The sequence below is a fragment of the Clostridia bacterium genome (assembly GCA_028698525.1).
In the GTDB taxonomy this organism is placed as follows: Bacteria; Bacillota; Clostridia; order JAQVDB01; family JAQVDB01; genus JAQVDB01.
The window spans coordinates 1-23,734 of the sequence record JAQVDB010000035.1 but is presented as its reverse complement, the minus strand read 5'-3'; the positions used below and the strand labels follow the sequence as shown (position 1 = coordinate 23,734).

Sequence of the window (23,734 nt, the reverse complement as noted above, 5' to 3'; positions counted from 1 at the left end):
ATGTTAGAAGAGATTCAGCAATTACTTGGTTTTATTCCGGTTTCTGTACAGGAGCGAATATCCCAAAAAACCGGTATTTGTGAAAACGATATTTATGGTACTGTTTCATTTTATTCTTATTTTACTATGAAACCAAGAGCTAGACACAGAATTCAAGTATGTTTAGGCACTGCCTGCTATGTTAAAGGTGGTAAAAAAATCGCTGATACCATTGAGGAAAAGTTCCATATTAAACCCGGTGAAAGCACAGAGGATGGAAGATTTACCTATGAACAGACAAGATGTTTTGGGACTTGCGGATTGGCACCGGTAATAGCCATAGATGGAAAGGTTTACGGAAAAGTTAAAGTGGAAGATTTAGAGGAAATATTAAGTCATTATGAATAAGTGGGGTGATTTGTTTGCTAGTTAAAGATCTGGAAACATTAAAAAGCATAAAAAATCAAACGCTGGAAACAGAACGGTTAAAAGAGACAAATAAAAGAGTGAGAATTACAGTGCATATGGGCACTTGTGGAGCAGCTTCCGGTGCCAAAGATGTATTAGATGTATTCAAGAAGCTTAATAAAGAGTCCAAAGTAAAAGATGTAAAGATAGGGACTACGGGTTGTATAGGAATATGCTCTAAAGAACCATTGGTTACAGTGGAAGTTATCGGTCAAGAACCTATAATATATGAATATGTAGATAGCAAAAAAGCTGCTGAAATATTTGATAGCCATATAAAAAACGGAAGAGTTTTAAGTGAATACGCATTAGCAAGGGGTAAAGAGAGCGAAATCCAACAAAGGATTGAGAATAATGGAAAGATTGAAGGACAAGAGATTTTGGATGACTCCATTAAAGGAATAGAAGAGATACCTTTCTTCGGTCTTCAAAAGAGAATTGTAATGAGGAACAGAGGAACAATAGATCCATTTAAAATAAACCATTATATTGCAAGAGATGGTTATCAGGCAGCGTACAAAGCTTTAAAAGATATGAATGATGATGATATTATTCATACAATATTAGAATCTGGCTTGAAAGGAAGAGGAGGGGCAGGATTTCCAACCGGGCTTAAATGGAAATTTGCTTCAAAGTCAGAAGGTAAAGAAAAGTATGTTGTTTGTAATGCAGACGAAGGAGATCCGGGAGCTTTCATGGATAGAAGCATACTGGAAAGCGATCCTCATTCAGTTATTGAAGGTATGTTGATAGCTGCTAAAGCTGTTGGGGCCCAAAAAGGCTATATTTATTGCAGAGCCGAGTATCCATTAGCGGTAGAAACACTGAATAAAGCCATATCTCAGGCCAGGGCTTATGGGTTATTAGGTGCAAATATATTTGAAACCGGATTTGATTTTGATATAGAGGTATATGAAGGTGCAGGAGCATTTGTATGTGGTGAAGAAACAGCTTTAATAAGTTCACTGGAAGGGAAAAGAGGTAATCCCAGATTGAAGGTTCCTTATCCTGTGGAAAAGGGATTGTTTAAAAAACCTACAGTTATAGACAATGTAGAGACTTTGGCTAATATAGTTCCAATAATATTAAACGGAAGTGAATGGTTCGCTAGTATCGGTACAGAAAAGAGCAAGGGAACTAAAGTTTTTTCTATAACCGGAGATATAGTCAATGTAGGATGCGTTGAAGTGCCTATAGGTACTTCAATAAGAACGGTGATAGAAGATATTGCAGGCTGTCCAGCAGGCGGCAAAAACATAAAAGCTGTACAGCTTGGGGGACCATCAGGCGGATGTCTTCCTGTAGAGTATTTTGATGCACCATTAGATTATGAACCGCTTCAAAAGCTAGGTACTATCATGGGATCAGGTGGAATGATAGCGATAAATGAAGACAAATCTGCTGTGGATATAGCACGGTTTTTTATGAAATTTTGTGCAGGTGAATCCTGTGGCAAGTGCTTACCATGCAGAGAGGGCACACGTCAAATGGTAAATATTCTAGATAAAATTTGTAACGGTGATGGGAGCAAAGAAGATATAAGCAAGCTAGAGGATCTGGCGAAGGTGGTTAAAAATACAGCCCTTTGCGGATTGGGTAAAACTGCTCCAAACCCGGTTTTAAGCACGTTGAATTATTTCAGAAATGAGTACCTAGATATTGTTAAATAGATGTAAGAGGGGTGATATTTATGATTTTTAGTAATTCGTTGAAATATGAAGAATTGACTAGTCAACTGGATAAAGATAATGATGTTATTACCATAGTTGGATGTAATACATGTATAAGAGTTTCTGGTGCTGGTGGGCCAGACAAGATGAAAGAGCTGGCCCTCAAGTTAAGAAAAGACGGTTATAATGTAAAAGATGGCTTTATGCTTCCTATTGCGTGTATGGAACCATATCTTGCTACTTTAAAACTAGCCCATCAAACCAATACTATAGTTGTTTTAGCTTGTACTGCCGGGGTTTCTAATATCAGGCGGAACTATCCTCATCTTAAAGTAGTGGAAACAGTAGATAATATAGGACTTATAGTAGCAGATACGAATAAAGGTGTTGTAAAAGTTGCAATGCCTTACAAGAATCATAAACATAAATTAGGTGAAGAGTATCCTATAGGCTCAGATGGGAAGAATAAAATGCCAAACAAACAGATACCTATAGAAGTGGGGGTAGAGTAAATGATTATATCACTCAGAGATTTGAGTTATCAAGAACTAAAAGACAAAATAAGCAAAGATGATAAGATTTTACTTTGGAGTTGTAATACCTGTATAAAATTTTGTGGTGTTGGCGGATATGACAACATGGTATTGTTAGAGGACATGCTTACTGCAGACGGTTACCAAGTGATAGGCAAAGAACTGGTCAGTATAGCGTGTCTGTATTCTTTGACAGAGCAACATAGAGATGATCCAAACAAAAAAGAATTATTTGATCAGGCAACAGCAATAATCTCATTGACCTGTGAAGATGGATATGAAACGGCAGAATCTGTCTTTAAAGATAAAAAGGTCATCAGAATAGTTAAAACTTTAGGGGTAGGCAATTTTTCAATGGATAGAGGACCGATATTGACTGCTCCATTCGAGTCTACGGGACTGGAACAAAATGATACAGGCTATTCATTTCCTGAGGTTGCGGAAAAGCTGAATTTGTACCCAACTTTTTTTGATAGAAGTGAAGCTGCAGCAGAGAACAAAGATGATCTTGTGACTATAAACATAAATGGAAATGAATATAAAGCAAAAAAAAGGTACAACAATAATGCAAGCCTGCGAGCAAAATGGAATTAAGATACCCCATCTATGCACTGAACCGGATCTGACTCCGGATGCCAACTGTAGATTATGCCTAGTCAAAGTTGAAGGAGAGAGAGAACTGGTTGCTGCGTGTGCAACACCTGTAAAGGATAATATGAAGATTGTCACTGATGACGATGAATTGACGCATAATAGAAGGATTTTATTAGAATTAGCGATGGCATCCCATGAGCACAATTGCTTGACTTGCCATAAAGGAAATCCGTGTATTGCAGGTTCTTGTGAACTACAAGGATTGATACGTGATTTTGGTATTGAACAATCTAGGTTTGAACAAAACAAAGAAAAGCTTCCTGTTGACAATACCAGTCCAGTGCTTTCATATGATCCGAATAAATGTGTTTTATGTGGAAGATGTGTACGTGCATGTAGAGAAATAGCATGTCAAAACAACTTAGGATTTGTAAATAGAGGCTCTAAAACTTTTGTAGCTGCAGGGGCAAACAAGGCCTTTGATCAATCTGCTTGTGTTACATGTTTGGCATGTGTGTTTGCATGTCCTACAGGTGCAATTACTGAAAAGATAGCTCATTATCAAGGAGAAGAATGGGAAGAAGAGCTAATTTTTCAATCATGATATATAAAATAAGCTGACAAAGAAAGGTCACCTGACTCTACCGAAGGAATCAGATGACCTTTTTTATTTTGTTTAATCATATTTATAAATGGGTATATTTAATATCGGGTGTGAAATTTAATTTTTGTTTATATTGCAATCCATATTGACTTATATGGATTGCAGCGAGATAAATTATTATAAAAAATATAGGAGGAGATTGATAATATGAAATCACTAAAAGGAACAAAAACAGCTGAAAACTTGATGAAGGCATTTGCGGGGGAATCCCAGGCAAGAAATAGGTACACATATTATGCATCTACAGCTAGAAAAGAAGGATATGTGCAGATTTCCAACATATTTATCGAAACTGCAGAAAACGAGAAGGAACATGCAAAGAGATTCTTCAAATTTCTAAAAGAGGATCTAAACGGAGAGCCGGTAGAAATAAGTGCAGATTATCCTGTTGCTTTAGGTGATACAAAGTTTAACCTTCACGCAGCTGCTGAAGGAGAAAATGAAGAATGGTCCGATCTTTATCCTGAATTTGCAAAGGTGGCAGATCAGGAAGGGTTCAAAGAGATAGCAGAGGCATTCAGAAGGATTGCTGATGGAGAGAAAGCCCATGAAGCCAGATTTAGAAAGCTGCTCCAGAATGTAGAAAACGATACAGTATTCAAAAAGGATAAGGTTGTACGCTGGAAATGCAACAACTGTGGATACATCCATGAAGGCAAGGAGGCCCCTGAAGTTTGTCCCGCTTGTGTGCATCCTCAAGCCCACTTTGAGGTGTTTGTGGAAACTTATTAAGGGCATATGCACAAAAATTCAAATATTTGTTTTAAGCAACACGCTAGATGGTATATATACAATATAAATTAAGAAGAAAAAGGGGATGAATTTTGATGGAAGAGGTAAGAGAGTATTTCAAAATGCCTTTGATTGGTGATGATGCACCTTCTTTTAAGGCTGTAACAACGCAAGGGGAAATCAACTTTCCAGAGGACTATAAGGGTAAATGGGTTATATTGTTCAGCCACCCTGCTGATTTTACTCCGGTATGTACTACAGAATTTATGACTTTTGCATCCATGATAGATGAGTTTAAGGAACTCAACACCGAGCTTATAGGTTTATCAGTTGACTCACTTCATTCTCATATTGCCTGGCTGCGTACCATAAAGGAAAAGATTGAGTGGAAGGACATGAAAAATGTAGAAGTAACTTTTCCACTGATAGAAGATATAAAGATGGAGGTTGCCAACAAATTTGGAATGATTCAACCTAACCAGTCTTCTACACAAGCAGTGAGGGCAGTATTTATCATCGATCCACAGGCAAAGATAAGAACTATTTTGTATTATCCGCTTTCAACAGGCAGGAATTTTGATGAATTAAAAAGAATTATAATTGCCCTTCAAAAGACGGATGCTGAAGGCATTGCAACTCCTGCAGACTGGCGACCGGGTGATGATGTGATAATACCTCCTCCAGGTTCTTGCGGAGCTGCTGAAGAGAGAATGCAGGCGAAAGATGAAGATACATACTGTTTAGATTGGTTCATGTGCTTTAAAAAAGAAAATTAATTTCTACTTTTAACAATTATAAAAGCCAGGGGGTAGTTATCAATTGCCCATTGGCTTTTATGTTTATTTAATAATAAAAGGATGGTGGTAATATGATAGAAAAAGTATATACATTTAATACTTCAACAGAGAAACTAGTAGAAAAGATAGTGGACGATGATAATTTAGCATTAAACCATATGATACTTCCAAAGGATACAGGGCTGCCGGTACATCATGCCAATTCAAACGTATACATGATGGTAGTTCGAGGTTGTTTGACATTAAAGTTAGGCGAACAACCACCTAAAGAATATAAGGCAGGGCAGATAGTTAATATTCCTTACAAGACCAAGATGGAGCCCAAGAATGTGCATCAGGATGTTCTGGAGTTTTTCGTTGTGAAAGCGCCTAATCCCAGAGATATGAAGTGAATTATAGAGGAGAACAGGGTTAACATTTTAAAATGTTAACCCTGTTATTTTGTTGTTTTTGAATCAAGATATTTTAAAAATTTGTTTAATATTTTTTTGTCGAATTGTGTTCCCGAATTTTGTTTGAGCTCATGGATGGTTTCATTTTTATCCAGTGCTTTTCTGTATACTCTGTCATTTGTCATGGCGTCAAAGGCGTCACATATAGAAAGCAATTTGCTTAAATCATTTATCTGGTTTCCCTTTAGGTGGTCAGGATATCCCTTGCCGTCTATTCTTTCGTGGTGCATTCTTATAATACTTGCTTCATCTTTCATATTTAATATATATCTTACTATAATGTATCCTGCGTAGGGATGCTGTTTTATCTTATTATATTCAGAACCGCTTAGCTCCCCTTTTTTTAACAGTATCCTTTTTGGTATTATTAATTTTCCAATATCATGTAGTATTGCGCTGTATTTTAATTTTTTTATCAAATTTGGTGATAGATTATAATATTTTGAGTATCCTATGACCAAATCCGCAACTCTTTCACAATGATATACGGTATATCCGTCTTTTTTTCGCATAAAAAAAATGAGAATTTTGATGATTTTTAATCGGATACTTTTTTTAAGTCTACTATCGCGTGTTTGAGTGTTTTGGTTATATTGAGTGTCATGTTTGATCATGATATTCAATAGTTTTTTCCTCCGCGTAATTGGATAAAAAAGCATTATTTATCACTTTTGTTTCATTGTTGATAGTTAAAATAGTATTATCGAAAAAATGTACAGCATCTATTTTTCCGTTTTTATCAAATACTTTACAGTAGGTAGAGATTCCTGCTGGGGAGCCTACCATACCCATTTTAATCATATGTCCAGCGATCAGCATGCCTCCCCTAACGACGCTGGATTTTTTTTGAAAGAGTATGGAATGCTTTGCTATAAGGTTTGTTTGATAGCTACCTTGACCTATGACGACTATACTTCCGTTGGCCTGTATAAAGGAATTTTGACTGTACTTGAATATAATATCAGCCTTATTGCTCTGGGCTGAACTGACATCTTCAATATATTTCTTTATTTTGTTTTGAGTTTGGCTGATTTTATTACTATTTATCCCAATGCTTGAATTAATCTTTATTATGAGATTTTGCACTTCATCCAATATCTCATCGATTTTATTTATATCTTTATCATCCAGCAAAGCATACAGTTTCTTTACTTCTTCTATAGTTTTCATTATCTTATGTTTATTATCCGATAGGGTATTTTGAAACTGACTGTTCATATGGCTTTTATGGTCAAATGACCAAAAAGATTCTATCAATTGATTTATTTTTTTGATTTTAGGCAACACACACAGATACCGTATAATACTTGTCCCCGCCTGGACATTGCTTGCTATGATGTTGCCGTAAACTTTAATATTCTCCCTAGCAATGACACATGCGTGGTTTATATTGCCGTACACCGTGATGTTACCTCCCGATTTGACTTTGATATTATCCATTATATTGCCTTTAATAATTATATCTCCTTCAAAATATACATTGCCTGTATCAGCGTCTATGTTCTTGTGTATAGTATAGTAATAACAGGAATAACAGAAACTACCCCTCTGCTCAATACAGGTCTGCCTGAGGTGCTGGCTACTATCTTTAATCCGTTATCTAACAGAACGGTACCTTTGCCTGCTTTTAAAGGGCTATCTTTTCCCGGTTTAGCTTTTATTATCCTGCCTGTTACCGTTTCACCATTCCTACCTGGAATTGCAGGCATGGATTTAATAGCTAAAACTTCTCCTACACTTACAGTAGGAATAATTGTATGATCCAAAAGATCCACCTTTTTATCGGTGTCAAAATCAGGATTTCGATAACTTTTGTTGCTAAAAAGGTATTTTATTTCGCTATCTTGGCCATCTATTGGAGGAATACCTTTTGCAACAACACAACTGCCCCCTTCCTCCAATTTTATCAGCTCATAAATATTCTGAGTATTGATATATTTCATCTGGACATTTGCTTTTATAAGTTCGTCTATACATCGGTCAAATGAAACACCAGGTGCAGGAATCTTTTTGTAATTTGAACGGATATATATGGAGTTTTGGCTTTTACAATCTTCAGCAAAATATTTTTTCCCCGGTATTTTTTTAATAGTAAGCGTTGCTTCAAGGCCGTCATCTGATATATTCACTCTGACATCAGTGTAAGGTTCTATTGTTTTCGGTTTAAACTCTATCCAATCCCCTTCTGTTACTATTGTAGTCCCTTTGACTTCTTCGTTGTTGACAAACACTTGTATATTTGAATCATCTGAAGTGATAGAAGCATATTTACCGCCATCTGTGGAAGGATTTGACACCTTGAGTTTGCCGCAGAATATTTCCACTTTACCATCGCTACAATCCCGGTGTTTACCTTTATTAACATTTTTACGGGGTTCAGGGTCGATGTATTCAACACGATAACTTCCAGGTCTTTTGATCAATCCAAAAAATCTGCGGTAAGGAGGCCTTTTTATCTCTATGTTCAGCTGATTTTCACCGCACTGATAAAAAGCACTTGCCTTAGCGATTGCTTCTTCCGCGCTAAATGCAGTGAATATCATATTACATTTCCTCCTTCAGCATTATTTATACAAAAAATCACATTTTATTGAATATTTATACTGTATTTTTATTTGTGAGAAGGTATTATAATAATATTTGAAATACCGTCCTACAGTGCATGCATGTGCCTTCTTCCCTTTAGCTAGAATGTAACAAATTACTCAATTTGTTGCATTTCCTATAATATTATTCTATTAAAATAAGCGATAATTGTCAATCAATTCCAAGCGGTTTTTATCGAATTTTGATGAAATAATTAGATTATATGCTACTATAATTGAACTATTGAATATAATTCATCCTTTTCATCTTGATTTATACCTATATATCGAAGGGTGATACTTTGTGAGCTGTGATTAAAAGTATCCATTATAAGACCTATATTATATTTAGACAATTTGTAAGTCCAGTAACCCCAAGTTTTTCTCAAGCTATGGGTCCCAAAGTTCTCAACCCCTACTTGGGTAGCAGCATTTTTCAAGACTCGATATACTTGTATTCTTCCCAAATGTCCTCCTTTCTGACTTTCAAATAAATAGCTATCATATTGTAAATCCTGTTCTGTACAATAATTATAAATACACCTTCTTAGAAGTTGGTTTATTTTAATCTTTTTTTCTTTACCTGTTTTTTTCTCTTTTATAACGAGATACTCTCTAAATTTAAAATCCTCATCCAATACATCTTTTATTTGTATTGGCAATATATCGCTAATTCTCAATCCTGTATTGATACCAAACTTAAAAATCAAGGCATATTTGGGGTTGTACCTCTTTAAGCACTTATAAATCTCATCGATCTTCTTTTTTTCTCTTACTGGTTCAACAGTCATATTTGTCCTCCTTAATTTGTATTTTTATGAGCCGAGATTTTAAAATGCAACAAATTGAGTAAAATGTTGCATTTATTTAGTATAAATATTCAAGAATAAGTATAGTTGTGTTTTTTATATTATTTCTTTATATATTTACCCAGCCAATATCGGCTAATAATAGCATTTATTAAATTAGGTGAATTGCTTAAAAATCAGATTACTGTATTAGCTTATAATGAAACTATGTAATGAAGTTGTAAATTTATAAAGGAGAACAGGGTTAATATTAGAATAAAGATATTAATCCTGTTCTTTTATTATGGTATAATTATTTTTACAATTGATTTGGTAAACAGCATCAATATGTCAGAATATTATGTTATAATTAAGCTGCTTAATAAAAATGTGAAACACTACTGCCCTGCATAAAATTTGTATATTTTCCTTTGGAAGGGGAAAAATATTACAAAGCATTAAAGGGAGGGTGTTATCATGTTCAAGCTTTATGCAAAAGAATATGGTCATATAAAGGATGACATAAAAAGAGCTTTTGTTTCGTTTTTTGGAGATACTTTTGGACCTCAACCCGAGGGCGATTTGGAAGAAGGATTTGTATCCGATGAATATGACAATCAGAGATTTGTAGAAAGTGTAAAGCAAGCTAAAGAGGAATGGATGGCTGCTCAAAGTTATTTTCAAAATGTATCTGATCCGGATCTTATCGACTATGCTATATACAGTGTTGAAGCCTGTAGAAAAAAATATGTATATCTTCTAAAGCAGGCCAAGATAAAAGGAGTAAAAGGCGATTTTATGAACATACAATAAGTTTAATCATAAAAAAACAATAAAAAACATATAGTATAACTAAAGGTCCAGTCGGGGTTTGAGGATTATGTAGAGGTGAGGATTATGCTTTTGGGGATAAAGTTAACTACTATTTTAGCTTATGCACTTGGTTTAGTGCTTTTATATTTTATTGGCTGGCTTTTATTTGTGCCCTTTAAAATTGTTTTAAAATTGATTTATAACGGGATTATAGGCGGGATCATGCTTTGGCTGTTAAATCTTGTAGGAGGTTTTTTCGGGTTGTCTGTAGTGATAAATCCTCTCACTGCTCTTATTGCAGGCTTTTTAGGTATACCAGGAGTTATACTTATAATTATATTACAGTTTATACTGGTATAGTTACTCGCTGATCATCGTCTCTTTTCTTTAGGACAGGCCTTCAAAACAGATAGTTTATTGGTTTTGTTGACACCTAAAAAGCCATCTGTTATAATTATTTCGGGCTCATGTTTCATGGTTGTATACTATCCATTACAAGGGATTACGGAGCTGTAATAATAACAGCTCAAAACTGTACTAGTACATAATTGCTTTATTTCTTCTGTGGTAGTACAGGTATGTTGTTCAAATCAATCCATATGTTAGCTGAAGGGAGGAAATGTTATGGGAAAAATGGTGGAAATCCGCTGGCACGGCAGAGGTGGACAAGGCGCTAAGACTGCCTCATTGTTACTTGCCGATGCTGCATTTGAGACCGGCAAATATATTCAGGGTTTTCCGGAATACGGTCCTGAAAGAATGGGAGCTCCTATCACAGCTTATAATAGAATAAGCGATGAGAGAATAACTGTCCATTCTAATATCTACCAACCTGATTATGTAGTAGTTGTTGATGAATCTTTGATGGCTTCAGTTGATGTTGCTGAAGGATTAAAGGAAGATGGAGCTATAATAATAAACACTGAGAAAGATGTTGATGAGGTAAAAAAACATCTCAAGGGTGTTAAAGGAAAGGTTTTTACCGTGGATGCAAAGAAGATATCTATTGAAACTCTAGGAAGATATTTTCCTAATACTCCTATGCTTGGTGCAGTAGTTAAAGTGAGCGGGATTATGGAGGAAAAGGCTTTTATCCAAGCTATGGAGGGTGCTTTTAAACACAAGTTTGCTACCAAACCTGAAGTTATTGAGGGTAACATGAATGCGTTAAAGAGAGCTATGCAGGAGGTGAAAGGGCTATGAGCAAAGAACGAAGAGATAAAACCATTACCCCAGATATAAAATGGGAAGAAATAACCAGAGGCGGAAACATATATCATGCTGGAAATGCAAAAGATTTCAAGACGGGTGATTGGCGTTCTATGAAGCCTATATGGAAGCCTGATAAATGTACACAATGCCTACTTTGTTGGCCTGTATGCCCTGATACATCTATTCCTGTTAAAGATAAGAAAAGATTGGATTTTGATTACGATCACTGCAAAGGGTGTGGAGTTTGCGTGAGTGTATGTCCATTTGATGCTATAGATTTTGTAGAAGAAGGTAAATAAAAGGAGGAGGGGAACCAAATGGCGATAAGAGAAAGACTGAGTGGAAATGAAGCTGTTGCATATGCTATGAAGCAAATAAATCCTGATGTTGTTGCTGCTTTTCCTATAACTCCATCCACTGAAGTGCCACAGTATTTTTCCCAGTTTGTTGCTAATGGCAAAGTAGATACTGAATTTGTTGCTGTTGAGAGTGAACACAGTGCAATGAGTGCCTGTATAGGTTCACAAGCGGCAGGTGCTAGGACTATGACTGCAACTTCAGCCAATGGATTGGCGTTGATGTGGGAAATGCTTTACATAGCAGCTTCATCTAGATTACCCATAGTGATGTCTTTGATAAATAGAGCTTTATCCGGCCCTATAAATATTCACAATGACCATAGCGATTCTATGGGGGCTAGGGATTCCGGATGGATTCAATTATACAGTGAAAGCAATCAAGAGGCCTATGATAATGTAATTCAGGCTATTAGAATTGGTGAGCATTCAGATGTACTGCTACCTGTAATGGTATGCCAGGACGGTTTTATAACTAGCCATGCTGTAGAGAACATCGACTTGTTAGAGGACGAGAAGGTAAAGCAGTTTGTGGGAGAGTATAATGTGAAGGATTTTCTGCTCAATCACAAGAGCCCTATGGCAATAGGCCCGTTGGATCTACCCCCACATTACTTTGAACACAAGAGACAACAGGCTGAAGCCATGCGAAATGCTAAAAAGGTGATACTTGAAGTTGCTCAAGAATATGAAAAACTAACAGGTAGAAAATACGGTTTATTTGAAGAATATATGATGGAGGATGCAGAGGTTGCCATCGTTATACTCAACTCGTCAGCAGGTACCGCCAAGGCCACGGTAGACGATTTAAGAAATAAAGGCGTGAAGGCAGGCCTTGTAAAATTGAGGGTATTTAGACCATTTCCTGCTGATGAACTTGCAGCAGCCCTTTCAAAAGCAAAAGCAGTAGCAGTTATGGATAAGGCTGACTCGTTCTCTGCTGCAGGAGGACCCGTGTTTGTTGAAACTAGGAGTGCCCTGTTTGATGCGGCTGAGAATACAAAGGTAGTAAGCTATATATATGGTCTGGGAGGCCGTGACGTTAAAAAAGAAGATATTGCCGAAGTCTATAATGATCTATTGGAGATAGTGGAAACGGGAGAAGTTAAGCAGACATACAATTATCTTGGTGTGAGAGAATAGGAGGTGCTTACAAGTGGCTTATAAATTTAAGGAAACATCTGCAAAGAGAGAAAGATTAACTGGTGGACATAGAATGTGTGCTGGCTGCGGAGCACCTGTAGCGGTTAGAACAGTATTGAGAGCGTTGAAGGATGAAGACCATGCGGTTATAGGTTGTGCAACAGGTTGTTTAGAAGTATCTACTTCAATTTATCCGTATTCTGCCTGGGAAGATTCTTTTATACACAGTGCTTTTGAAAATGCAGGGGCTACCGTTTCAGGTGTGGAAGCGGCCTATACTTCCCTTAAAAGACAGGGGAAAATAGATAAAACAACTAAGTTCATCGCATTCGGAGGAGATGGGGGTACTTATGATATCGGATTGCAATCTCTGTCCGGTGCGATGGAAAGAGGACATGACATGGTATATGTATGCTATGATAATGGTGCGTATATGAATACAGGTATTCAGCGTTCTTCAGCTACACCCAAATATGCCAATACGACTACTTCACCTGCTGGGACGGTTATTCCCGGTAAACAGCAGTACAGAAAAGATTTGACTTCAATCATGGCAGCCCATCATCTGCCCTATGTAGCACAGAGCGCTCCCATGAAGAACTTTAAGGATCTGTATGAAAAATCAGAAAAGGCTATATACACAGAAGGACCTGCGTTCTTGAATGTTTTAGCTCCCTGTCCGAGAGGATGGAGATACGATACTCCTAAACTGATGGATATAATTCAGGCTGCTGTGGACACATGTTTCTGGCCTTTGTATGAAGTGGTAAATGGTGAGTATAGATTGACATACAAACCTAGAAAGAAGCTTCCTATCGAAGAATGGCTAAGGCCTCAGGGGAGGTTTAAACATCTGTTCAAGCCTCAAAACAAACATCTGATCCAGGAAATACAACAAGAAGTAGATGACAGATGGAAACATCTGCTTGAATTATGCGGCGAAACTGAATAGAAGATTTGATACAAAAGGGGACAATGGTGGTCCCCTTTTCTATTTGGATTATGTCAGTTTATATATTGTTAATTACTTGTAGAAAAACATACATAAGGTATGATAAAATAATGTTGAACAAAGCAAAAATTAACGGAGGGGTAAAGGTGAAAAATGGGGAGAAAAAAATTAATAACAATAACAACAGCTTTACTTATACTATTAACCATATTTAATACAAATGCAGGTGCACAGCCGGAATCTGAATGTAGTTTAGAGGTTAAGCCTCAGCTGATCAGCGTGCTAGGGGACCAAACGGTGAATTTTGAAATCACGGTAAAGAACACGGGCAAAACAGATTTGCAAAATGTAGCTGTGTCAGAAGGCAAAAATGCAATTCCTGGGGCTTCATTTGAGGTTTTAAAACCGGGAGAAGTTAAAACAGTGCTTTATAGCAAACAGGTGCGGCCGGGGAATGTATATTCGTTTACTGTTGTTTTTAATGACGGTAATACGCAGACTCAAAAGATAGAGGTTAAGCAGTCTATCCCTGGAGTAGAGCTTGTGCGAGAGATCAAAAAGCAAGATGGCACAGTTCTGCCGGATAGCGGGAAATTTTCTGTAATGGCAGGAGAAAACATACAAATAAAGTATACAATAACAAATACAGGAGATGCTGATCTGGAAAAACTAGTAGTAAAGGATCAAGGTGTGGGTTTCACATGGGACAAGGGTATTTTGAAGATAGGCCAATCAGACTCTAAAGTGGTAAATAAAAAGGTGAACCAGGGCATCAAATCCAATCCCAGGGTTTTCTTTGGGGGAGATGTACTTGCAGAGCAACCCTCTATTACTATATCTCCTGTAAAGCCGGGGTTAGAGATAGCGGTCAAGCCTACAGAGGTTAAAGCCAGTAAGGGAGAACAAGTTGATTTTGAGATAACAGTCAATAATACGGGTTCTACCACAATAGACAATGTAGCCATATATGAAAATACACTTGGGAAGATAATAGATGTTGGATCCATCATGGCTGGAGGACATGTAAAAAAGATAAGGAAGATACAGGTGGAAAATTCAGCACAATACACTTTTATGGCCAAGGGTACAGACAAATTTTCAGGACAGAGCATAGAAACAGCTGGCAAATCAGTTAAAGTGACTATAATTCAGCCTAAATTACAAATAGCTCTGAAAGCAGACCCTGGATATATACAAAAGGGTGATGAAGTAATATATAGTTATGTGGTGAAAAATGCCGGCAATACCAACATATCAAATATAGCTGTTATAGATAGTATATTTGGACAGGTAGCAACCATAGATATTCTAAAGCCCGGTGAAGAAAGGACTATAACCAAAAGCATCACATTGGAAGGAACTACTCAAAATGATGCTTTTGTAGATGGCATAGATTCTTCCGGTAATCGGGTAAGTGCACAAAGCGAGTTGGTTACAGTGGAGGTAGAAGCTGCTGAAACAGATGAATTGGATGAAGATGAACTTCTTGATCCCGATATAGTTATAGGGGATACAGATGAAAAGGAAGAGGAGGAATTACAAACGGGTACAGATTTTTTATTCACCTTGGATAATGCATTGCTTATAATTGCGGTTATTGCATTCTTGGGATCGGGTATAGGCCTTATATATATGATAGCCACCGGTATCAGAGGAGTTAAGGTAAAAACCAGGAGATGATATAGTGCTTACTTTAGGGGAATTGGAGGAAAAAATTAAAGGATGCAGTAGGTGTAGGCTGTGTAAGGGCAGAAACAGCATTGTGTTTGGGGAAGGAAATGAAGATGCTGATATAATGCTGATAGGCGAAGGCCCGGGACGTGATGAGGATATACAGGGGAAACCCTTTGTAGGGAAAGCAGGACAGCTTTTGACCAAGATCCTGAATGCCATAGATTTGGATAGGGGTGATGTATATATTGCCAATATAGTCAAGTGCAGGCCACCCTATAATAGAGTTCCTACTCCCGATGAGGCACAAGCCTGTATACCAATTTTGAGATATCAAACTGCCGTGATACATCCTAAAATAATAGTATGCCTAGGTTCAACTGCTGCAAAATACATCATCCACCAAGATGCCAGGATAACTCAAATAAGAGGAGAATGGATAAATAGGAAGGGATACTGGTTGATGCCCACCTTTCACCCTGCGGCACTTTTAAGAGATGTGAGCAAAAAGAAACTTGTATGGGAAGACTTTAAAAAGATAAGAGATAAATATAAAGAGATAAACTCCTTCTAAAATTTCAGAAGGAGTTTTTATATACCTAATCAGTGAATAATCTTTTTTTTCCTTTTTTGATCATTATAAAACCTATTATTATAAACCCTATCGGTATTATACTTGATTTAAATGCTCTCAGCCATTCTATTACTACGGGAGAAATATCTGTATAGTTGAAAAACCAGTAATCCATTCTCTTTAATATCAGAAGTATCCCAAACACTATTATGCCCCAGCCTACATTGTAATAATTTAGTTTTGAATAATCTATATTAAGCACCGACTTATCCTCAACCGGTTTATCGTTTTGCAATGCTCTTTTATAGTTATAGCTGTCAAAAAAGTTATAAAACCATATAGGTATCGACAAAAAAGCCAACTCCTCTATTCTGAGCAGTGATACCAAGGCGATAAAGCCGAAGAAGATCACCATAATGTGCAATCCTCTTGTAGTCAAGCCTAGATACATGTGCCCTGCTCCCGGGATCAGTGAGAATATGAAATGCAAAAAACTATTTATACGCTGCGGCCTTTCATAATCCATAATCTGCTCCTCCTTCCAAATCATTATCTTTAATTTTAAACAGCGAGTTTTCAAATATTTCGTTTATACCCATTATTTTTTTAGAAAACCCTTCAAAATGCGATGGGATATCAATGATATCGACTATTTTTTTTGCAGGGGGTTTGATGGCATTGGTGCTGTCCTGTGTATACTTATCGATATATCCGGAATTCAACAAAAGCATCAAAAGCCCTGCTGCGATAAAACTTGCCCCCCATCTAACCAGTGAAAAATTGACTATCGAGCCTTTACTGTGCTCTGTATTATATATACGGTCCATTACCTTTGATGTGAAGTCTGAAGGTGCATCAGGCAGGGGGATGTTATCTAACATGGAGTTTATGCTTTTTATATACTCCAGCTCTCTATTGCAACCGGAACAGTTTTTAAGATGCGTCTTTATTAAATTCGCTTGTGATGTGTTTAATTGATTGCTTACGTAAGAATCCAGCTCAACTCTTACCTGACTGCATTTCATAACATTCACCTCTCAAATTATTCTCTAAAAGTATTTGCCGTATTTTTTGTTTGCCTCTGTATATCCTGGTTTCTACAGTTCTTTCCTTGATTTCTAAAACCTCGCCTATTTCCCTGTATTTCATGCCCTGAAAGTGGTACATTATGATAGGCAATCTATATTTTATGTCTAATGTGGCTAGTGCATCATGCAAAGCCTTGTTTTGTTCATAATTTATATAATCATCTTCAGGTGTTTGACATATGGAAAAACTTCTACCAGTCCAGTCATCATTTGTATCTATACTTATTATTTTATTGTTGATTCTAGCATTTTTTCTCTGCCAATCTATACACCTATTAGTTGCAATTCTATACATCCAGGTGGAAAATTTACATTTAAAATTAAAAGAATTTATTTTTTTAAAAGCTAAAATAAATATCTCCTGGCAGAGATCTTCGCAGTCTGTATAGTTATAAGTAAAGGAATATGCCAGCTTAAACATCCTATTTTTGTATTTTTCTACTATTTGATTAAACAGATGAATATTCCCCTGCTGAACCTGCTCTACCAGCTCTTCATCGACCAAACTTATCACCACCTCGGATATTGGGGCACGCAAAACTTTTATAATATATTAAAATTTATACAGCCGTGTTCTACATTTAGAATTACCTTGTTTTGTCCTGTGCCATTTTTATAAAAGGCCTGGGTTCTATTATTGTGATTATCAATTTTCATATCCTGTATTGTCTGGATATTCCCGTAAGAAGCTTCTGCATTTATTATAACATCTTCAAAACACGGAACACACATCGTTATATCCCCAAAGGTGGTATTCATATCATAGTTGGATTTTATCGGTTTATCGCTATTTAAAACTATGTTCCCGTGCTTAACCTTCACCATAGCATCCTCAGCAGGGTTTGTGATTTCTACATTCCCAAACTCATTGTCTATTTGTATTTTTCCTTTTATATCATTGATTTCAACATTGCCCATGCTGTTTTGTACCTTAACACCTATGTCTTTGGCAGGAACATATATCCTATAGCTGATGCCGAGGGAATTTGAGTCATCAAAGGCTTCTAGATTTTGAGCTTTTATTGAAAACGTTTTGCCTTTATACACCTTTATCATATCTTTCAGCTTCTGTTCATCTACTTGAGCATTTGGCTTTAAGGAAATATCAGCTTCAATTTTAGCATTTTGCTCATCGGTAATCGTTACATATACATTTCCAAACCTGTTTTGTACATCCAAAAGTTCAACATCTTCAAATGGTAAATCGTTAAAAACAGCTGTGGTTTTATATTGATACTTAAAACCTGAGGTAAAAAAAGAGCCTAAATCAAACATGGATAATCCTGAAAAAATAGAATTAAACAACAAAATAATACAGACTATTAGAATGCTCAAAAAGTCAAGCCTTATATCTATCTTCTTTCCTTTTGAATCATATACCAGCTTGGTGATTATTACTTCCAGCCCTAAAAGTATTAAAAATATCGGCCAGAATACATAGGGGTCTCTTAATATTGAAGTATCAGACAATTTATTCACCAACGCTACAGTTCCTAGCAGTATCAGCATTATTGCCAAAGTGATTAAACCGACCTTTTTTCTTATAACAGTGTTTGAATTGTTTTCCATACTCATTCTCCTTTCACAACATATTCAATTATTTATAACGTAACAAAGAACAGAAACCCTTCATAATTTTTGAAAAATGTATAAACAATATATAATATATAGATAGATTGTAATCATTATGCAAGGCAAAAATAACACAAGGGGACAGTCCCCTCGTGTTGAAGGGAGTTTAGTTTTATTAGAAAACGATTTGGAGGAATGCCTGTGTCAAAACATGAAAGATTAAAAGATATTGAAAAACAATTGGGCAACCAAATAAATGAATATTTCAATACACAGTATGTACCTATAGTGTTTGGAGAAGGAAATACAGATGCAAGAATGGTTTTAGTAGGAGAAGCACCGGGGAAACAGGAGATTGAACAAAAAAGGCCATTTGTTGGTCAAGCGGGGAAGAATTTACAAAAATTCCTAGACTATCTTAAAATTCAAAGAAAGGACATATACATTACTAATGTAGTTAAATTCAGACCCTATAAAATAAATCCATCTACCGGAAGAAAGATTAACAGAAAGCCTAATACCGAAGAAATAGAAATATGCCGTAATTACCTAAAGGCGCAAATAAATACTATTTATCCCCAACTTATAGTGAGCTTAGGCAATGTACCCCTGCAGACACTTACAGATGATAACTCCATAGGCATTGGTCAAGTTCATGGAACTATAATAGACATAAGGTTGGACGATAAAGAATATAAACTCTTTCCCCTATACCATCCGGCTAGCCTCATCTATAGAAGATCTTTGATACAGACATATAATCAGGATCTCGACAAACTTAGCGATTATCTAAAATCTTCTATATAAGTCGGATACATATTTGCTTTTATATAGCAACACCGGGAGTATATGATCCCTTCCGTGTTCCGCAATCTGTCGCACTATATTAAGAATAACACAGGGGGACAGTCCCCTTGTGTTAAAGGAACATATATAGAAGGTTAGTAAATTGCTCATGAATATTCGGCTAAAATAACTTGACGAATGTAGTGAGTTATAGTTATTTCCGAATATTTATTGCATGAACGCTCTTCTATATATGTTCCGTGTGTGGCTATTATATTTACAAATATATCAGTATCGGGGTATATAATACCCTACGTGCTCCACAATCTGCCACACTATATTATATAAATGCTGAATGTATAGTGTGGCACATTAAGTCGCATCTTCGGGTATTATATACCCCTAAACAAAGGTTTAATTTAAACCACTGAACAGGGATTTATATGCAAGACAAAAACGACACAGGGGGACTGTCCCCTTGTGTTCATAAAAGATACATTTAAAGGTTTACTTCAAATATCAGAATATGTTAAGGTGGATATAAAGAAAATGTTGGGTATATAATATTATAGATAAACAAAGACTAAAACTTCAAGGTAAAGGGGTGGGTGTAAGTGACTCTTGAGCAGTGGGAATTAAACAAAGATCAATTAAAGAGATGGTGCAGTCCAGAAGAATTAGAATTTGAAACTACAGAACAAATAGAGCCTATTGAAAATATAATAGGCCAAGAACGTGCAGTCAGTTCCATGAAATTCGGATTAAAGGTAAAGAAAAAGGGCTACAATATCTATGTAACAGGTAACACCGGCACAGGTAGAACAACCTATGCACAATCCATTGTACAAGAGCAAGCTAGACAAGAAAAAACCCCTGATGATTGGTGCTATGTATACAACTTTGATAAACCGGACCAGCCTATAGCTCTATCATTTCCTTCAGGGATGGGCAGAGAATTTCAAAAAGATATGAAAAAGATGATAGAAGTTTTGAAAATAGATATCCCGAATACCTTTGAGGGTGAGGGATACGAAAAAGAAAAAACAGAGATAATGCAAGAATATCAGAAAAAGACTGGAAAGTTGATGGATGAACTGAATGATAAGGCTAAAGAACAAGGATTTATCCTAAAAAGGAGTGGGGGAGGTTTTGTTACAACTCCTATAATTGATGGGGAACAGATGAGCCAGAAGGAGTATGAGCAGTTAGACGAACAGACAAAAAAGGAAATTGAAGAAAAATCCAATCAACTTCAAGTTTTGATAATGGAATATATAAAAAAGATAAAAAACGTTGAAAAAAAGATAAGGTCAAAGATCGAAATCCTCGATAAGAAAGTAGGCCTGTCCGCAGCTGAAATACATTTTGATGAGCTCAAATCCAAATACAAGGATTGTTGCAGGGATGATGAAAAATCCCAAAAAGTCATCCAGTATTTAGAATCTGTTCAGGAAGATATACTAGAAAATATTGATAAGTTCTTAAGCGATGAAACCGACCAAGACAGTAACCCTCTTTTGGTGATTAGCAAAATGGACAAAGAAAGCTATATGTACAAATACGATGTAAATCTGCTCGTAGATAGCAGCAGTCTGGAAGGTGCGCCTGTGGTATGTGAATGCAATCCGACATTTCCTAATTTGGTGGGTAAGTTTGAGTATCAAAATCAATTCGGAACTTTAAGGACGGATTTTACCAAAATTAAACCAGGGCTTTTACATCAAGCTAACGGTGGATATCTGATATTGGATGTGAATGATATTTTTAATAACCCATATAGTTGGCATGCACTAAAACAGGCACTTAAATCAAACAAATTGACGATAGAAACTCTAGGAGAGATATACGGCGGCCTGTCTGCATCCGGTTTAAAGCCGGAACCTATTCCATTACAAATAAAAATTATTCTTATAGGAAACTCATATAGTTACTATATTTTATACAACTACGAAGAGGATTTCAAAAAGCTGTTTAAAATCAAGGCGGATTTTGATATAACCATGGAAAGAAATGTTAATAACTATAAAAATGTACTAGGCTTTATTAGCTATCATTGTAATAAAGAAAACTTAAAACATGTTGATGCAAGCGGGGTGGCTAGAATAATCGAATATAGCTCAAGGCTAGCTGAACATCAGGATAAACTATCTACTCAGTTCAACGACCTTGTAGAAATACTTTATGAGGCAGATGTGTGGGCATCTATAGAAGGGGACGATATTATATCGGAAAAACATATAAAAAAGGCTATCCAGCAAAAGAGATACAGATCTGCAATGTACCGTGATAAGATAAATGAAATGCTTGAAGAAGAAACAATATTATTGGATATAGAAGGAGAAAAGATAGGTCAAGTAAACGGATTATCGGTAATAAACATGGGGGATTCTTCCTTTGGCAGACCGTCTAGAATAACAGCCACTGTATTTTCCGGGCAGGATGGCATAATAAACATTGAAAGAGAGACAAAGATGAGTGGAAGCATTCATGATAAGGGTGTTCTCATATTGAGCGGTTTTCTAGGAGAGAGATTTGCTAGGAAAAACCCTCTTTCCATAACTGCTAATATCTGTTTTGAACAACTATACGGAGGGGTGGACGGAGATAGCGCTTCCAGCGCAGAGCTATATGCAATACTGTCCAGTTTGGCAGAAATCCCGATAAAACAATGTATAGCTGTTACCGGTTCGGTAAATCAAAAAGGTGAAATCCAACCAATAGGAGGAGTAAATCAAAAGATTGAGGGATTTTTTGAAGTATGCAGAAGGAAAGGTTTGAACGGGAAACAGGGAGTGATAATTCCTCATCAAAACATAAAAAATCTAATGTTGGCTGATCAAGTTATAGAAGCCGTACAAAATAAAATGTTTCATATTTATACTATAAAAGATGTAGACCAAGGCATAGAGATACTGACCGGTATTCCTGCCGGACAAAGGGATGAAAAGGGAGAATATCCTGAAGGTACTGTAAATTACATGGTGGAACAAAAACTCAAATACTTTGCTGAATTACAAAAAAAAGATGGAGAAGAATAAAGAATGCACTGGAAGAGCATACCGAGGAGATTGAAGAATTTAAAACTATAAAATACCTAAAAAAGACAAAGAATTGTTTTGGAAGGGATTTTTAAAAGCTTAAAAACATATATATATGATAGGTACAAGGACTATAGTTGGAAAATAAATTTATATGTTTATTAAAAATATGACAGGGTATATAATTAAACGTAGATTATTTGATAAAATAAAAATAAATACTGTAAATAGAAGAGGTGGACTAGATGGATAAAAAAACTATAGAGAACTTAAAACAGGCTTTTGCAGGAGAGAGCCAGGCAAGAAACAAATATACTTTTTTTGCATCTGTTGCTAGAAAAGAAGGATGGCTGGAAATAGCAGAGATGTTTGAACAGGCTGCAGCTAATGAAAAAGAGCATGCAGAAGTGATCTTTAAATTGTTAAATGGGATAGGAGATACTGCTGAAAATCTACAGGCAGCCATAGATGGTGAAACATATGAATATAAAGACATGTATCCTGAGTTTGAAAAACAGGCAAAACAGGCAGGAGACAAAGAGGCAGAGAATTATTTCAGACAAGTCCAAAAGGTTGAAAAGCTCCATGCTGAAAGATTTGCAAAATTAAAGGAAATGCTGGAACAGAAGAAGTTGCTTAAAAAAGATAACAAAATAAAATGGGAATGCAGAGAATGTGGATATGTCTATGAAGGCGAGCAGCCACCTGCAGTCTGCCCACTCTGTAGACATGATAGAAAATATTATAAGCCTATTTGTGAATGAGAACAAAACAATATTATAAAACATACAGAAGAATCAAATAAAAAGAAAGGAGAAAAACATGGATAAATGGGAATGCACTATATGCGGATATGTATATGATCCTGAGAAAGGCGATCCTGAAAACGGAGTTGCCCCTGGGACTTCTTTTGAGGATCTTCCAGAGGATTGGGTTTGCCCTGAATGCGGCGTAGAAAAAGATATGTTTGAAAAGATAGAATAAGTCAGGGGAGCACCTGACTTATTTTTTTAAAAAAAGCTAAAAAACTATTGACACACAGGAATAAGGATGGTAATATAGACAATGCTGTCGCTATTAGTTGCTGTTTAAATTTATATAGCTTGCAATACGAAAAAAGATAAAAAAGTAGTTGACAGCGAAAAAGAAAGATGGTATATTAGTAGATGTCGCCCAAACGGGGCGGCTAACAAATAGGCCTTTGAAAACTAAACAGGATAGAAAAAAAGAAGCGAACGTACGAAACAAATTCAGCCAGGCCAAGCAA

General features: G+C 36.3%; 28 protein-coding genes. 20 read left to right on the top strand and 8 right to left on the bottom strand.

The features are described from left to right. The 8 genes from PHP06_06720 to PHP06_06685 form a co-directional block, all read left to right on the top strand. A partial coding sequence (locus tag PHP06_06720) for an NAD(P)H-dependent oxidoreductase subunit E (GenBank protein ID MDD3840251.1) occupies positions 1-387 on the top strand: 387 nt, incomplete at its 5' end. A 14-nt stretch (positions 388-401) separates the two neighbouring features. Continuing rightward, positions 402-2,117: an NADH-ubiquinone oxidoreductase-F iron-sulfur binding region domain-containing protein gene (locus tag PHP06_06715; GenBank protein MDD3840250.1), complete on the top strand. Its 1,716-nt coding sequence runs from the start codon at positions 402-404 to the stop codon at positions 2,115-2,117. A 20-nt stretch (positions 2,118-2,137) separates the two neighbouring features. Further along, complete coding sequence (locus PHP06_06710; GenBank protein MDD3840249.1) at positions 2,138-2,629, top strand: hypothetical protein; 492 nt, start codon at positions 2,138-2,140, stop codon at positions 2,627-2,629. Beyond that, positions 2,630-3,244 (top strand): hypothetical protein, encoded by a 615-nt coding sequence (locus tag PHP06_06705; protein ID MDD3840248.1) that lies wholly within the window; start codon positions 2,630-2,632, stop codon positions 3,242-3,244. It begins immediately after the preceding gene. Then, positions 3,216-3,848 (top strand): 2Fe-2S iron-sulfur cluster-binding protein, encoded by a 633-nt coding sequence (locus PHP06_06700; protein ID MDD3840247.1) that lies wholly within the window; start codon positions 3,216-3,218, stop codon positions 3,846-3,848. The genes PHP06_06705 and PHP06_06700 overlap by 29 nt, the downstream gene beginning before the upstream one ends. Positions 3,849-4,055: 207 nt before the next feature. Further along, positions 4,056-4,640, top strand: coding sequence for a rubrerythrin family protein (locus tag PHP06_06695; protein MDD3840246.1), 585 nt, complete (start codon positions 4,056-4,058; stop codon positions 4,638-4,640). Between the two features lie 95 nt (positions 4,641-4,735). Then, on the top strand, positions 4,736-5,416 hold the full coding sequence (locus PHP06_06690) for a peroxiredoxin (GenBank protein ID MDD3840245.1): 681 nt from the start codon (positions 4,736-4,738) through the stop codon (positions 5,414-5,416). A gap of 92 nt (positions 5,417-5,508) precedes the next feature. Continuing rightward, positions 5,509-5,829, top strand: a complete 321-nt coding sequence (locus PHP06_06685) for a cupin domain-containing protein (GenBank protein ID MDD3840244.1) — start codon at positions 5,509-5,511, stop codon at positions 5,827-5,829. A gap of 44 nt (positions 5,830-5,873) precedes the next feature. Here the strand turns inward: PHP06_06685 and PHP06_06680 are convergent, their stop codons facing one another. The 4 genes from PHP06_06680 to PHP06_06665 all read right to left on the bottom strand — a co-directional run bounded on the left by PHP06_06680 (position 5,874) and on the right by PHP06_06665 (position 9,265). Next, positions 5,874-6,401 (bottom strand): HD domain-containing protein, encoded by a 528-nt coding sequence (locus tag PHP06_06680; protein MDD3840243.1) that lies wholly within the window; start codon positions 6,399-6,401, stop codon positions 5,874-5,876. Positions 6,402-6,489: 88 nt separating this feature from the next. Beyond that, positions 6,490-7,347 carry a hypothetical protein gene (locus tag PHP06_06675; protein ID MDD3840242.1) on the bottom strand — a complete coding sequence of 286 codons (858 nt, stop codon included), beginning with the start codon at positions 7,345-7,347 and terminating at the stop codon, positions 6,490-6,492. 38 nt (positions 7,348-7,385) lie between these two features. After that, the gene (locus tag PHP06_06670) at positions 7,386-8,432 is read right to left on the bottom strand and encodes a FapA family protein (GenBank protein MDD3840241.1); all 1,047 of its coding nucleotides are present in this window, start codon (positions 8,430-8,432) and stop codon (positions 7,386-7,388) included. A gap of 272 nt (positions 8,433-8,704) precedes the next feature. Further along, a complete protein-coding gene (locus tag PHP06_06665) occupies positions 8,705-9,265 on the bottom strand; it encodes a tyrosine-type recombinase/integrase (GenBank protein ID MDD3840240.1) in 561 nt (186 codons plus the stop codon). Between the two features lie 474 nt (positions 9,266-9,739). On the opposite strand from PHP06_06665, the gene PHP06_06660 reads away from it, so the two are divergent. The 8 genes from PHP06_06660 to PHP06_06625 all read left to right on the top strand — a co-directional run bounded on the left by PHP06_06660 (position 9,740) and on the right by PHP06_06625 (position 15,983). Further along, positions 9,740-10,075, top strand: a complete 336-nt coding sequence (locus PHP06_06660; GenBank protein ID MDD3840239.1) for a YaaL family protein — start codon at positions 9,740-9,742, stop codon at positions 10,073-10,075. A gap of 84 nt (positions 10,076-10,159) precedes the next feature. Then, the gene (locus PHP06_06655; protein ID MDD3840238.1) at positions 10,160-10,435 is read left to right on the top strand and encodes a pro-sigmaK processing inhibitor BofA family protein; all 276 of its coding nucleotides are present in this window, start codon (positions 10,160-10,162) and stop codon (positions 10,433-10,435) included. 264 nt (positions 10,436-10,699) lie between these two features. Next, positions 10,700-11,278 (top strand): 2-oxoacid:acceptor oxidoreductase family protein, encoded by a 579-nt coding sequence (locus PHP06_06650; GenBank protein ID MDD3840237.1) that lies wholly within the window; start codon positions 10,700-10,702, stop codon positions 11,276-11,278. Next, positions 11,275-11,586: a 4Fe-4S binding protein gene (locus PHP06_06645; GenBank protein ID MDD3840236.1), complete on the top strand. Its 312-nt coding sequence runs from the start codon at positions 11,275-11,277 to the stop codon at positions 11,584-11,586. The genes PHP06_06650 and PHP06_06645 overlap by 4 nt, the downstream gene beginning before the upstream one ends. An 18-nt stretch (positions 11,587-11,604) precedes the next feature. Beyond that, positions 11,605-12,786 (top strand): pyruvate ferredoxin oxidoreductase, encoded by a 1,182-nt coding sequence (gene porA, locus PHP06_06640; GenBank protein ID MDD3840235.1) that lies wholly within the window; start codon positions 11,605-11,607, stop codon positions 12,784-12,786. A gap of 13 nt (positions 12,787-12,799) precedes the next feature. After that, positions 12,800-13,738: a thiamine pyrophosphate-dependent enzyme gene (locus tag PHP06_06635; GenBank protein ID MDD3840234.1), complete on the top strand. Its 939-nt coding sequence runs from the start codon at positions 12,800-12,802 to the stop codon at positions 13,736-13,738. A 153-nt stretch (positions 13,739-13,891) separates the two neighbouring features. Next, entirely contained in the window at positions 13,892-15,418 is a 1,527-nt protein-coding gene (locus tag PHP06_06630) for a hypothetical protein (GenBank protein MDD3840233.1), read from the top strand. 4 nt (positions 15,419-15,422) lie between these two features. Then, positions 15,423-15,983 carry a uracil-DNA glycosylase gene (locus PHP06_06625; protein ID MDD3840232.1) on the top strand — a complete coding sequence of 187 codons (561 nt, stop codon included), beginning with the start codon at positions 15,423-15,425 and terminating at the stop codon, positions 15,981-15,983. Positions 15,984-16,008: 25 nt separating this feature from the next. Here PHP06_06625 and PHP06_06620 read toward each other — a convergent pair whose 3' ends face one another. The 4 genes from PHP06_06620 to PHP06_06605 are packed head-to-tail and all read right to left on the bottom strand — an operon-like array spanning position 16,009 to position 18,640. Continuing rightward, on the bottom strand, positions 16,009-16,509 hold the full coding sequence (locus PHP06_06620; protein ID MDD3840231.1) for a hypothetical protein: 501 nt from the start codon (positions 16,507-16,509) through the stop codon (positions 16,009-16,011). Next, complete coding sequence (locus tag PHP06_06615; protein ID MDD3840230.1) at positions 16,499-17,008, bottom strand: hypothetical protein; 510 nt, start codon at positions 17,006-17,008, stop codon at positions 16,499-16,501. Before PHP06_06615 ends, PHP06_06620 begins: the two co-directional genes overlap by 11 nt. Beyond that, a complete protein-coding gene (locus PHP06_06610) occupies positions 16,983-17,576 on the bottom strand; it encodes an RNA polymerase sigma factor (GenBank protein MDD3840229.1) in 594 nt (197 codons plus the stop codon). Before PHP06_06610 ends, PHP06_06615 begins: the two co-directional genes overlap by 26 nt. Before the next feature lie 38 nt (positions 17,577-17,614). After that, on the bottom strand, positions 17,615-18,640 hold the full coding sequence (locus PHP06_06605; GenBank protein ID MDD3840228.1) for a DUF4097 family beta strand repeat-containing protein: 1,026 nt from the start codon (positions 18,638-18,640) through the stop codon (positions 17,615-17,617). 204 nt (positions 18,641-18,844) lie between these two features. Between PHP06_06605 and PHP06_06600 the strand changes: the two genes are divergently transcribed. The 4 genes from PHP06_06600 (at position 18,845) to PHP06_06585 (ending at position 23,451) form a co-directional block, all read left to right on the top strand. Next, positions 18,845-19,450: a uracil-DNA glycosylase gene (locus PHP06_06600; GenBank protein MDD3840227.1), complete on the top strand. Its 606-nt coding sequence runs from the start codon at positions 18,845-18,847 to the stop codon at positions 19,448-19,450. 593 nt (positions 19,451-20,043) lie between these two features. Further along, entirely contained in the window at positions 20,044-22,467 is a 2,424-nt protein-coding gene (locus PHP06_06595) for an ATP-binding protein (GenBank protein MDD3840226.1), read from the top strand. Between the two features lie 245 nt (positions 22,468-22,712). Next, a complete protein-coding gene (locus PHP06_06590) occupies positions 22,713-23,231 on the top strand; it encodes a rubrerythrin family protein (protein MDD3840225.1) in 519 nt (172 codons plus the stop codon). 58 nt (positions 23,232-23,289) lie between these two features. Further along, entirely contained in the window at positions 23,290-23,451 is a 162-nt protein-coding gene (locus PHP06_06585) for a rubredoxin (GenBank protein ID MDD3840224.1), read from the top strand. The last annotated feature ends 283 nt before the right edge of the window (positions 23,452-23,734 follow it).